Source organism: Microbacterium sp. M1A1_1b, assembly GCF_053345565.1.
The window spans coordinates 213,593-225,344 of sequence record NZ_JBKFAJ010000005.1 but is presented as its reverse complement, the minus strand read 5'-3'; the positions used below and the strand labels follow the sequence as shown (position 1 = coordinate 225,344).

Here is an 11,752-nt window from a genome sequence, read left to right as displayed (position 1 = left end):
CGCACACCGGGCCTCCCGGCTGACGGCGTCAGCCCGCGCTGATCGTGATCGTGTCCCAGCCCGTCGCACCGTTGGGCGCGGGCGGTCGCTCGACGCTCGTCTGCACCTGACCGTCGCTGCTGACGGCGCGGACACGGACCTCGTGGTTGCCGGACGTCGCCGTCCAGCGGTAGACCCACTGGCGCCAGGTGTCGGCCGACACCGAGTCAGCGAGTTCCGCGTCCTGCCAGTCCGCGGCCCCGACCTTGACCTGCACGGCCTTGACCCCGATGTGCGGCTGCCAGGCGACGCCCGCGATCGCGACCCGGTCACCGGACGTGACGCTGGTGCCGTTCGCCGGGGTGTCGATCCGCGACTCGAGCTTGACCGGACCGCGCTCTGACCAGCCGCGGGGCGTCCAGTAGCCCTGCGCGTCGGCGAAGCGGGTGACCTCCATCTCGGTGACCCACTTCGTCGCGGAGACGTAGCCGAACAGGCCCGGCACGACCATGCGGACGGGGAAGCCGTGCTCGGCCGGCAGCGGGTCGCCGTTCATGCCGACGGCCAGCAGTGCCTGGGTGCCGGTGTCCTGCAGGACGTCGAGGGGGGTGCCGGCGGTGAACCCGTCGATGCTGCGGGACAGCACCATGTCGGCGTTCCCGGTCGGCTTCGCGCGGGCCAGCAGGTCGCGGATCGGGTACCCGAGCCACAGGGCGTTGCCGATCAGGTCACCGCCGACCTCGTTCGACACGCAGCTCAGTGTTGCCATGTGCTCGGTCATCGGGAGCGCCAGCAGCTCGTCCCAAGTCAGCGTGATCTCGTGCTCGACGGCGCCGTGGATGCGCAGGCTCCAGTCGGCCGGGTCGATCGACGGCACACGCAGTGCCGTGTCGATCCGGTAGAAGTCGGCGTTCGGCGTCACGTACGGGGTGATCCCGCTGACGTCGAGGGACGAGCCCGCCGGCACGGCCGGTGCCGCTGTCGCGGGGGCCGGGAGGCGCACCGCACGTCGGATGGCGGCCGTGCGTTGCATCGCGGCCGAGCCGAGCCGCGCGCCGGTCCCGACGACCAGGGCCAGCGCTCCGGCGGTCACCGACCACGCCAGGAACGCCCGGCGTTCCGGTCGGGCGGCGTCCTGCCGGGTGGGGGTCTCGGCGACCGCCTCCCAGCGGCGCAGTCGGGTGATGAGCGGACGGAGCACACCGATCGCCGCACCGACGCCGACGACCGAGGGCAGGCCGTCCCACATCCCCGATCCGGAGCGCGTCGTGACGGCGAGCAACGACAGCGCACCGCCGAGCGCGAAGACCATCGCACCGAACGGGGGACGGCGTCGTTCGAGGATCCCGGCGGCAGCCGAGATCGCGAGTATCAGGACGCCCATCAGCACGAAGAGCGCGACCTTGTCGCCCGTACCGAACAGGGAGACCATCAGGTCCTTCGCCCCCGCCGGAGCCAGGTCGATGACCGCGCCGCCGACCGCCACGAGCGGGCTGCCGGCACCGCCGAGGAACAGGGCGGCGAGCTCGGCGACCGCCAGGAACGCGAGCGCGGCGACGACACCCGACACCGCGGCCAGCAGGCGCGGCCGCATCGACGTTCCAGGGGCAGGCACGGGACGATCGTACGTCCGGCGGACTGGGACCCAGCCGCGTCCCGGCCATGGGTCCTGTTCGTGTTCATCCGGGGTGCGGTGCCCCTGGCCGGGCGGGCGTGCGAGGATCAGGGTGTGCTGAGGCGTCGCGGTCGTGTCCCCGGGGACCCGCGCGCCCGCCGCCCGATGTCACCCGACCGGCGACTGCTGACCGTGCGCTGGGTCATCGTCGCCGTGTGGGGAGCGCTGCTGGTGGCGCGGGTCGTCGTCGTCGCGCAGCGCCCCGACGCCGACATGACCGCGTTCGGTGTCGCCGAGGTCGTCGTGATCGCCTTCGGGGTGGGGGTCATCCTGGCCGGGGTCATCCGCATGCAGGGGATGCGTCGTCGCCGCGAGGACGAGTCGCTGGCGTTCGCGATCCGTCGCATCGACCCCACCGTGTGGCTCGTGCCCGCGGCGCCGACGGCCGAGCTGCGCGCCGCGGTCGAGGAGCAGCGTTCCGACGTGACGCTCGGACCGCGGGTCACGTGGGCGTTCGGCGCGACCGAGGCCTCGCTGTGGGAACTCGACGAGCGGCGGGCCACCCGGCTGCTCGTGATCCGCTGGAGCCGGGTGATGCACATCGGACTCGAGGACGTGCCGGCACCGGGTCACCGGGACGCCTGCGCGATCGCCGTCCACTACGTGCGGCCGGACGACTCGATGGCGGTCGCCACGTTCCATGTCCGGACGGCGCCGGGCTCGCGGCGGTTGCTGGGGCGGGGTCCGAAGCTCGAACGGCTGCTGGCGGAGCTGGCACGGGAGCGCATCGTCGCCTGACGCGTCGTCGCCAGACGCGTCGGCGTCCGCCGCGTCGGTGCCCCACGCGTCGGTGCCGCACGCGTCGGTGCCCCACGCGTCGGTGCCGCACGCGTCGTGGTCTGACGCAGGACGGGTCCCGCCGTGTGGCGAGACCCGTCCCGAGCGCGGCGCCGCTGACAGCTAGTGCGTCGACGGCTCCTGCTCGACCTCGCGACGGTCGTCGTCGGACCACAGCGTGTGGAAGGTGCCGTCCTTGTCGACGCGCTGGTAGGTGTGTGCGCCGAAGAAGTCGCGCTGCCCCTGGATCAGCGACGCGGGCAGGCGGTCGGACGCCAGCGAGTCGTAGTAGGACAGCGCGGACGAGAACCCCGGCGCCGGGATGCCGGACGCGGCCGCGATGCCGACGATGCGGCGCCACGCGGCTTCGCCCTCGGCGACGGCGTTCGCGAAGTACGGGTCCACCAGCAGCGACTCGAGCTCGGGGTTCTTGTCGTAGGCCTCGACGATGCGGTTGAGGAACTGCGCACGGATGATGCAGCCGCCGCGCCAGATCTTGGCGATGTTGCCGAGGTTGATGTCCCAGTCGTACTCCTTGGCCCCGGCGATGATGAGGTCGAAGCCCTGTGCGTACGCGACGACCTTCGACGCGTAGAGCGCGGCACGGACGTCGTCCTCGAAGGTGTCGGGGACCTGCGCGATGTCGGGTCGGCTCTGCACCGACCGCTGGACCGCGGCACGCTGTGACGGCTTGGATGACACCGCACGGGCGAAGACGGCTTCGCCGATGCCCGAGACGGGGATGCCGAGACCGACGGCGTTCTGCACCGTCCACACGCCGGTGCCCTTGGAGCCGGCTTCGTCGCGGATGACGTCGACCAGGGGCTTGCCGGTGTCGGCGTCCTGCTGCTTGAGGACCTCGCCGGTGATCTCGATCAGGTAGGACTCGAGGTCGCCCTCGTTCCACTTGCTGTAGATCTGGACGAGCTCGTCGACGCTGTGCCCACCGGCGCGGCGGAGCAGGTCGTAGGACTCGGCGATGAGCTGCATGTCGGCGTACTCGATGCCGTTGTGCACCATCTTGACGAAGTGGCCGGCGCCGTCGGTGCCGATGTGGGTCACGCACGGCTCGCCCTCGGCGACCGCGGCGATCGACTTCAGGATCGGGCCGAGGGTCTCCCAGGCCTCTTTCGAGCCACCGGGCATGATCGACGGGCCGTTGAGCGCGCCTTCTTCGCCGCCGGAGATGCCGGTACCGACGAAGTTCAGGCCCTTGTCGCGCAGGTCGTGCTCGCGGCGGATGGTGTCGTGGAAGTTGGCGTTGCCGCCGTCGACGATGATGTCGCCCTCTTCGAACCGCTCCGCGAGCTGCTCGATGACGGCGTCGGTGCCCTTGCCGGCCTGCACCATGATGATCGCGGTGCGGGGCTTGGAGAGCGATGCGACGAAGTCGTCGATCGACTCGGACGCGATGAAGCCGGCGTCGCCGTGCTCCTGCATGAGTTCTTCGGTGCGCGCGTACGTGCGGTTGTAGACCGCGACCGTGTTGCCCTCGCGCGACGCGAGGTTGCGGGCGAGGTTCGACCCCATCACCGCGAGCCCCACCACGCCGATGTTCGCCTGTCCGTTGCTGTCTGCCACCATGGTCTCCTTCGTCCTGACGTCGCGACGCCCGCACACACTGCAGCAGCGCGATGCCACGTTGCACCAGCGCAGTGCCGATGTCCTGCGGCCAACCTACGGATCGACGCTTGGGACCGCACGGGTGTTGCCGCAACCTGTGGATGGTGTTCACCCGTCTCCCTACGGTGGAGGGATGAGCGACCGATCCGTCCGCCCGCCCGTCCTGGTGATGGGGGTCTCCGGCTCCGGCAAGTCGACGGTGGGCGAGGCACTCACCCGCGCACTCGTCGCCCGCGGCGAGCCGGCCGAGTTCATCGACGCCGACGACCTGCACCCCGCCGCCAACAAGGAGAAGATGCGGCAGGGCACCCCGCTGACCGACCAGGACCGCTGGCCGTGGCTCGACGCCTGCGCTGCACGCATCGCGGCGGTTCAGGCAGGCGGGAAGCGCTGCGTGATGGCGAACTCCGCGCTGAAGCGTGCCTACCGCGACCGGCTGCGGACGAGCGCGCCGGACCTGGTGATCGCGTTCCTGGACGGGTCGCAGGACCTCATCGCCGAGCGCCAGTCGCACCGGCACCACGAGTACATGCCGAACTCCCTGCTCGACTCGCAGTTCGCCACACTCGATCGCCCGCAGGCCGACGAGGCCGCGGCGTCGATCCCGATCCACGGTTCCGTGGACGACACCGTCGCCGCGATCCTCGACGCACTGCCGCCCGTCACTTCCGACTGAGCTCGGACAGCCGCGAGCGGTACTCCTCGGCGCTGATCTCACCGCGGGCGAAGCGGTCTGCCAGCACCGACCGGGCATCGGCGCGTGCCCGCCAGCTCCCACGGCGCAGGACGCCGACCACCAGGAACAGGACCAGGAACACGACGAAGAAGAACACGGGGAAGACGGGGAACGGGAATCCGCCGCCGTGCCAGTACGGAGCGGTGGCGGCGAGGGTGGTGAGCATGGTGACCTCCTGGGTCGGATCCGGTGCCGCAGATGCGACCCTCCAAGACTCCGGTCGGGAGGCCCGTGGCGCGTCCGTCGCCGAGGCCCACTTCCTCCTGCTCCCGGGGTCGTACGGCGGCGCCTCCTCCACATGCCGGTACTCCCCGGGGAGTAGTCCACAGGTCCCCCCGCGGCCCGACGCCGCGGAGGAGGCTCGACCCTAGAGTCGGAGCATGACCACCGACACGCAGGCCGCCGAGCCGCACCGGCCGTTCACCGGCCGCACGGGTCGGCTGCGGTTCGCGCGCATCGGCCGGGTCGTCCCGGTGGCGGTCGTCCAGATCGTGGTGACCCTGGCCGCGTCGCGGTGGTCGGGCGCCGGGGACGGTTCCGGTCCGCCGTGGGCAGGCGGTGGCCGGCCGGGGCTCGAGCCGGTCGACGTCGGGCCGCTTGCCGTCGTCCTGCTCGTCGCGGGCGTCGTCGCGCTGCCGTTCCGCTGGCGGTGGCCCGTCGCAGTCCTCGCGGTGAGCCTCGGTACGACGATCGGCTACGCGCTCGTCGTCAGCCCGCGCGGCCCGTTCGTCGCGGCCCTCACGATGGCCCTGGCGAACGCCTGGTTCCGCGGTCACCGTGTCGCCGTCTGGGTTGCTGCGGGCATCGCGGTGGTCGTGTTGCCGTGGGCGGACACGCTCACCGGACGTGCCCCGTTCGCCTCGACCACCACCGTGACGCTCTGCCTCGCCTGGCTGACCGCGACCGTCGCGATCACCGAAGTCGTCCGGGTGCGGGTGCAGCGTGCCACCGAAGCACGTCGTGCCCGCGCTGCGGCGGAACGCGCGCGAGCCGACGACGAACGCGTGCGGATCGCGCGGGAGCTCCACGACTCGGTCGCACACAGCATGTCCCTGATCAACCTGCAGGCCGGCGTCGCGCTGCACCTCGGCGGGGAACTGCCCGAGCCGACCCAGCAGGCCCTGACGAGCATCCGCGACACGAGCAAGCAGGCCCTGGTCGAGCTCCGGAGGGTGCTGGGTGTCCTGCGAGCAGTCGACGCCGACCGAGCCGAGCGCACCCCGACGCCTGGACTCGCCCGCGTGGCCGACCTGGTCGAGCGCGCTCGTGCTGCCGGGCTCGACGTCACGGCCGAGGTCCACGGCGACCCGTCAGCGATCGACGGGGTCGTCGACCGCAGCGCGTTCCGCATCGCACAAGAGTCGATCACGAACGTCATGAAGCACGCGCCCGACCACCGCGCGACCCTGACGCTCGACATCGGGACGGACGTGGTCGACCTGGTCGTCGAGGACGAGCCGACCGCGGCGTCCGACTCCGCACGCCGTGCCGCGGGGGTGCCGCCCGCGCTGTTCGGCGAGTCCGGCAACGGGATCATCGGCATGCGCGAACGAGCCATCGCGGTCGGCGGCGAATTCCGCGCCGGACCCCGGCCGGACGGCGGATGGACGGTCGTTGCGCGCCTGCCGTCCGGGACACCGGAGCGGGACGCATGACCGACCGCCTCGCCGGCCTCGTCACCACCCCGGCGACGCCGATCCGTGTGGTGCTGGCCGACGACCAGGTCCTCATCCGCGCTGGGCTGCGGGCACTCGTCGACGCCGAGCCCGGCATGACCGTCGTGGGCGAGGCCGGCGACGGTGACGCCGCCGTGCAGATCGCCACGCGTGAGCGCCCGGACGTCGTGCTCATGGACATCCGGATGCCCGGCACCGACGGGCTCGCGGCGACCCGGCGCATCTCGGCCGACCCGGCCCTGGCAGACGTCCACGTCGTGGTCCTCACCACCTTCGAAGAGGACGACTACGTGTTCGAGGCGATCCGTGGTGGCGCCGCCGGGTTCCTGGTCAAGGACACCGAGCCTGCCGAGCTCCTCCGCGCGATCCGTACCGTGGTGGCGGGTGAGTCCCTGCTGTCGCCCGGCGCGACGCGTTCCCTGGTCGAGGCCTTCGCGACCCACGCCAAGCCGGCCGCACTCGCTCCCGGGCTCGACGTCCTGACCGACCGCGAACGCCAGGTGATGCGGCTCGTCGCGGCCGGGCTCACCAACACCGAGATCGCCGAGCGGTTGTTCGTCAGTCCGACCACCGCGAAGACCCACGTGTCCCGCACGATGATCAAGCTCGGTGCGCGGGACCGTGCCCAGCTCGTGGTGTTCGCCTACGAGACGGGGCTGGCGACGCCCGGGTGGCAGGCATGACCGGCCTGCCGCCGCGGTACGCCGAGGCACTCGACCGCCTCGCGCAGTGAGTCCTGCGCATCGTGATTCACCTGACCCTCGACGAAGCGCTCCACGTCGTCCGACGGACCGTGGGGTCCGATGCCCTGGTCCGAGATCCGGGGCTGCTGCAGGCTGCCGTCGCCCGACCCGCCGCGACGGTCGGCAGGCAGGATGTCTCCCCGACGCTCGTCGACAAAGCCGCGGCACTCGTCCACTCGACCGTCGGCAACCACGCGCTGGTGGACGGCGACGAGCGGCCGGGGCTGATGCTGCTGGTCGTGTTCCTCGGGGTGAACGGCCGGAGGCTCACCATGTCGAACGACCAGGCGTACGCGTTCATCGTCGCGATCGCCGACGGACGACTCGACGACGTCGAGGCGATCGCTGCACAGCTCCGCGGTGCGGCGACCCCGAGCTGAACGCGTGCGTCCGCCAGCGCGCCGACCGTCCCGGACAAGGGGCAGACCGGGTGTCAGGATCGTGCCATGGGCATCGTGGTGCGCGCAGCGACCTCGTTCGACGACGTCCGGACGATGGTCGGGCCGAAGCGTCCCGACGCCAACGTCTGCTGGTGTCTGAGCTACCGGATCCCCTCGCGCGAGAACCAGCAGCTGAGCGGGACGGCCCGTGGCGACCGGGTCCGCGAGCTCGTGCGGCAGGACCCGCCGCCCGGGGTGCTGGCGTACGACGGCGACGCGGTCGTGGGGTGGGCGGGCGTCCATCCACGGCCCGACACGACCTTCGCCCGGAACCGGCGGATCCCGCACCTCGACGACCCCGGGGACACCGGCGTGTGGAGCGTCTGGTGCATCCGTGTCCGCCCCGGGCACCGCGGGCAGGGCATCTCGCACGCGCTGCTGGACGGCGCGGTGCGGTTCGCGGACGAGCACGGTGCGCGGGTGATCGAGGGCTACCCGGTCGACAACGGGTCGGCGAAGGTGGACCTGACGATGGCCTACGTCGGAACACGTCGGCTGTTCGAGCGAGCGGGCTTCGAGCACGGGGCGGACACCACGTCGGTGCTCAACGGCTTCCCGCGCGTCCTGATGCGCCGGACCCTCCGGTGAGCGTCACGACACACGACAACGCATGGCAACGCCGCACGGTGCGGCGGCCGGGGAGCAGCATGGACGCATGGCCTTCAGCGGGATCGGCATCGTCGCCGGCGCAGCACTGACCCACATCGTCCGCCGAGCGGGCGCCGACCACGTCGAACCCGGCATCGCGGGCAACCTGGTCCACCGTGACGGCGACGGGTGGTGCCGCGATCCCGCCTACGACGACGAGGGACGATTCGGCTCGTTCGCGCTGTTCGTCCCGCCCGACCTGCCGCTCCTGACCGCGGACCCCGACCTGGTCGACGGGTACCTCCGTGCGGTGCTGCCGATCGTCGCGTCGGTCGCCACGTCCGGCGCGACGATCGTGTTCGGGTCGGGGACCGCCCGGACGGCACCGCCGGACATGCCCATGACACAAGCACACGAGCGCTTCGCCCGGGTCGTCCGCGTCGCCCGCGACCTCGCGGCCACGCACGACCTGCGCATCGTGCTCGAACCGCTGAACCGCGACGAGACGAACGTCGTCCACACGATCGAGCAGGCCGTGGCGTTCCTCGACGCGTTCGACCTGCAGGGTGTCAGCGTGGTCGCGGACCTGTTCCACGTGCAGGCCGAGCACGAGTCGTTCGACGTCGTCCGGTCTCTGGCCGACCGGATCGGGCACGTGCACGTGTCCGATCGCGACCGCCTGCCGCCGGGCGAGGGGGACTGGCCGTGGCCGGAGTTCCTGGCCGCGGTGCACCAGGGCGGGTACCGCGGCCCGGTGTCGCTGGAGTGCCGGTGGTCGGACGACCCCGAGCCGCAGATGGCCGCCGCACTCCGCGCCGTCCGCGCCGCGGCCCCGCACTGACCGCACGACGTGTCACTCCCGCCTCGTGCGAGGACGATCGCCCCGTGCAGCGGATCAGCGCAGCACGGGGCCACCAAACCCGCACCCGGCGAGACGGCACCGGCACCGGCGCAGCGTCAGAGCTTGAACGTCGCCCTCGGGATGTCCGACACGATGCGCCGGGCAGTGCGGACGGCGTCCTCTTCCGACACCTGGTGCGTCACGACGAGCGACGCCAGGTACGCGGCGTCGGCGCGCCGGGCCATGTCGTGCCGCGCGGGGATGGAGCAGTACGCCCGGGTGTCGTCGATGAACCCCGAGGTCTTCGTGAACCCCGCCGAGTCGGTGATCGCGCCGCGGTACCGCCCGATCGCCGCCGGGGTGTCGATGAACCACCACGGGGCACCGGCGTACACGGCGGGGTAGAAGCCGGCCAGGGGCCCGATCTCGCGCGAGAACACCGTCTCGTCCACCGTGAACAGCACCAGGTGGAACCCCGGAGCGGTGCCGAAGGCCTCGAGCAGCGGACGGAGCGGCTCCGTGAACGCGCCGACGGCGGGCAGGTCGTGCCCGGTGTCCGGCCCGAAGCGCTCGAGCGTCGGTGTGTGGTGGTTGCGGATGACCCCCGGGTGCAGCTGCATGACGAGTCCGTCGTCGACGCTCATCTCGGCCCAGCGGAACAGCATGTCGTGTCGGTAGGCCACGGCGTCGGCGGCGGAGACGTCCCCGCGCAACGCCTCGGCGTGGATGCGCTCCCGGTCGGCGGTGGGCAGCGGCGTCGACCCGGCGTCGATGACCCCGGTGTCGGTGGCCGTCGCCCCGTGGCCGATGAAGTGGCGGCGACGGGCGCGCAGTGCTGCCAGCAGCCCGTCGTGCGTGCCCGTGTCGATGCCCGCAGCCTGTCCGATGGCCGCGACCACGGTCCTCCAGTCCGGTCGGGCCGGATCGAAGACCGCGTCCGCACGGAACGTCGGGACCACGCGACCGGTGAAGGTGGGGTCGGCTCGGAGCTGCGCGTGCGCGGCCAGGTCGGCCGTCGGGTCGTCGGTGGTCGCGAGCACCTCGATGCCGAAGGCGTCGAAGAGTGCGCGGGGTCGGAACGACGGCTCGAGCAGCGCCGAGGCGATGTGGTCGTACTGCGCGTCGGCGTTCGCGGCGGAAGGCTGCTGGTCGAGCCCGAACACGTCGTGCAGCTCGGTCTCGAACCAGTACCGCACGGGGGTGCCGAGGAAGTCGTCCCAGTGCTCGGCCAGGCGGCGCCAGATCGCCCGGCCGTCCGCCGGGCCGGGTCCGCGGCCGAGGTCTGAGAGCGGCACGCCGTTCGCGTGGAGCAGCCGCAGCACGTAGTGGTCCGGCGTGACGAGCAGCGCCGCCGGGTCCGGGAACGGGACGTCCGCGGCGATCATCGCCGCGTCGACGTGTCCGTGCGGGGAGATCACCGGGGCGTCGGCGACCGCCTGGTACACGGTGCGCGCGATCCGGCGGGCGGCCGGATCGGCGGGGAACAACCGGTCGGGGTGCGGTGCGAGCACGGTGGACGTCGTGGTGGTCGGCTGGGACATCATCGACCCTTTCGTCGGGAGGCCGGGGACGGCGGGGAGGCCGGGGAGGGCGCGGGACCGGTGGACTCGCGCACGGTCAGGTGGGTGGGGAGCGCGACGGCGCCCTGCATCCGCTCGCCGGGCAGCTGTTCGGCGGGGATCGCGCCGAGCCGCCCGAGCAGCATCGTGATCGCGACCCGACCGGCGCGCTCGATCGGCGAGGTCATCGTGGTCAGCGGCGGGTTGCAGAAGTCGGCACCGAAGATGTCGTCGCAGCCGACGATGCTCATGTCCTGGGGCACGCGCACGCCACGCTCGCGCAGTCGTCCGAGCATGCCGATCGCGATCAGGTCGTTGAAGGCGATGCACGCGGTGGCTCCGGCGTTCACCGCGGCATCGGCAGCTGCGGCACCCGAGTCGACGAACGGCGCGTGCGGGCCGATCCGGGCGACCCGGACGTCCAGGCGCTTGGCGACCTGCACCAGGGCCTTCCACCGGCGTTCGTTCGACCACGAGCTGTCCGGCCCGGCGACGTAGAGCACGTCGCGGTGTCCGAGTGACACCAGGTGCTGCACGGCCTGCTCGACCCCGCCCGGGGTGTCGATGAGCACCGAGGGGACCCCGGCCGGCCGCCGGTTCACGACGACCAGCGGGGTGCGCTCGGCGTACCGGGCGATCTGCGCGTCGGACAGGCGTGACGCCGTCAGCACCACGCCGTCGGCCTTGGCGGAGATCGCGCTGAGGGCGGCCATCTCGGCGTCGGCGGACTCCTCGGTGTCGACCAGCAGTTGCGTCCAACCGGCCGCGGCGAGCTGGTGCTGGGTGCCGCGGATGACGTCGAAGTAGAACGGGTTGGTGATGTCGGAGACCAGGACGGCGACGGCGCGGGTGCGACCGGACGTGAGCGCGCGTGCCTGCGAGTTCGCCACGTACCCGAGTTCGCGGGCGGCGTCCTGGATCCGCTGCTGGGTCACGCGGTTCACACGGTCGGGCATGGACAGGGCGCGCGAGACCGTCGACGGGGCCACCCCGGTGGCATCGGCCACGTCGCGGATGGTGACCCGACGGAGCGTGCCGGACGCGCGATCCGACGCCGCACGGGACGTGTCGGTCTCGGTCATCGGGCCTCCGATCGTCCGACGGTGGTGGCGCCT

At 72.2% G+C, this 11,752-nt stretch carries 12 protein-coding genes; 7 read left to right on the top strand and 5 right to left on the bottom strand.

All coding sequences use genetic code 11. The features are described 5' to 3' along the window. Window positions 1-28 precede the first annotated feature (28 nt). Window positions 29-1,573 carry a molybdopterin-dependent oxidoreductase gene (locus ACLBWP_RS13425; RefSeq protein ID WP_447655634.1) on the bottom strand — a complete coding sequence of 515 codons (1,545 nt, stop codon included), beginning with the start codon at window positions 1,571-1,573 and terminating at the stop codon, window positions 29-31. A 135-nt stretch (window positions 1,574-1,708) separates the two neighbouring features. Between ACLBWP_RS13425 and ACLBWP_RS13420 the strand changes: the two genes are divergently transcribed. Further along, a complete protein-coding gene (locus tag ACLBWP_RS13420) occupies window positions 1,709-2,392 on the top strand; it encodes a hypothetical protein (protein WP_243560985.1) in 684 nt (227 codons plus the stop codon). Between the two features lie 162 nt (window positions 2,393-2,554). Here ACLBWP_RS13420 and gndA read toward each other — a convergent pair whose 3' ends face one another. Next, window positions 2,555-4,015, bottom strand: coding sequence for an NADP-dependent phosphogluconate dehydrogenase (gndA, locus tag ACLBWP_RS13415; RefSeq protein ID WP_447655539.1), 1,461 nt, complete (start codon window positions 4,013-4,015; stop codon window positions 2,555-2,557). A gap of 172 nt (window positions 4,016-4,187) precedes the next feature. On the opposite strand from gndA, the gene ACLBWP_RS13410 reads away from it, so the two are divergent. Beyond that, on the top strand, window positions 4,188-4,730 hold the full coding sequence (locus ACLBWP_RS13410; RefSeq protein WP_447655538.1) for a gluconokinase: 543 nt from the start codon (window positions 4,188-4,190) through the stop codon (window positions 4,728-4,730). On the opposite strand, the gene ACLBWP_RS13405 is transcribed toward ACLBWP_RS13410, so the two are convergent. After that, a complete protein-coding gene (locus tag ACLBWP_RS13405) occupies window positions 4,717-4,956 on the bottom strand; it encodes an SHOCT domain-containing protein (protein WP_243560982.1) in 240 nt (79 codons plus the stop codon). The two genes, ACLBWP_RS13410 and ACLBWP_RS13405, sit on opposite strands and share 14 nt — an antisense overlap. Window positions 4,957-5,170: 214 nt before the next feature. On the opposite strand from ACLBWP_RS13405, the gene ACLBWP_RS13400 reads away from it, so the two are divergent. The 5 genes from ACLBWP_RS13400 (at window position 5,171) to ACLBWP_RS13380 (ending at window position 9,078) form a co-directional block, all read left to right on the top strand. Beyond that, window positions 5,171-6,445, top strand: a complete 1,275-nt coding sequence (locus ACLBWP_RS13400; RefSeq protein ID WP_447655537.1) for a sensor histidine kinase — start codon at window positions 5,171-5,173, stop codon at window positions 6,443-6,445. Continuing rightward, window positions 6,442-7,149, top strand: a complete 708-nt coding sequence (locus tag ACLBWP_RS13395; RefSeq protein WP_447655536.1) for a response regulator — start codon at window positions 6,442-6,444, stop codon at window positions 7,147-7,149. The genes ACLBWP_RS13400 and ACLBWP_RS13395 overlap by 4 nt, the downstream gene beginning before the upstream one ends. A gap of 62 nt (window positions 7,150-7,211) precedes the next feature. Beyond that, window positions 7,212-7,589 (top strand): type II toxin-antitoxin system death-on-curing family toxin, encoded by a 378-nt coding sequence (locus ACLBWP_RS13390; protein ID WP_447655535.1) that lies wholly within the window; start codon window positions 7,212-7,214, stop codon window positions 7,587-7,589. A 66-nt stretch (window positions 7,590-7,655) separates the two neighbouring features. Then, window positions 7,656-8,237 (top strand): GNAT family N-acetyltransferase, encoded by a 582-nt coding sequence (locus ACLBWP_RS13385; protein WP_447655534.1) that lies wholly within the window; start codon window positions 7,656-7,658, stop codon window positions 8,235-8,237. Between the two features lie 67 nt (window positions 8,238-8,304). Beyond that, the gene (locus tag ACLBWP_RS13380) at window positions 8,305-9,078 is read left to right on the top strand and encodes a sugar phosphate isomerase/epimerase family protein (RefSeq protein ID WP_447655533.1); all 774 of its coding nucleotides are present in this window, start codon (window positions 8,305-8,307) and stop codon (window positions 9,076-9,078) included. Between the two features lie 116 nt (window positions 9,079-9,194). Here ACLBWP_RS13380 and uxaC read toward each other — a convergent pair whose 3' ends face one another. Continuing rightward, window positions 9,195-10,619 (bottom strand): glucuronate isomerase, encoded by a 1,425-nt coding sequence (gene uxaC / locus ACLBWP_RS13375; RefSeq protein WP_447655532.1) that lies wholly within the window; start codon window positions 10,617-10,619, stop codon window positions 9,195-9,197. Then, window positions 10,619-11,719, bottom strand: coding sequence for a LacI family DNA-binding transcriptional regulator (locus tag ACLBWP_RS13370; protein ID WP_447655531.1), 1,101 nt, complete (start codon window positions 11,717-11,719; stop codon window positions 10,619-10,621). Before ACLBWP_RS13370 ends, uxaC begins: the two co-directional genes overlap by 1 nt. Between the last annotated feature and the right edge of the window lie 33 nt (window positions 11,720-11,752).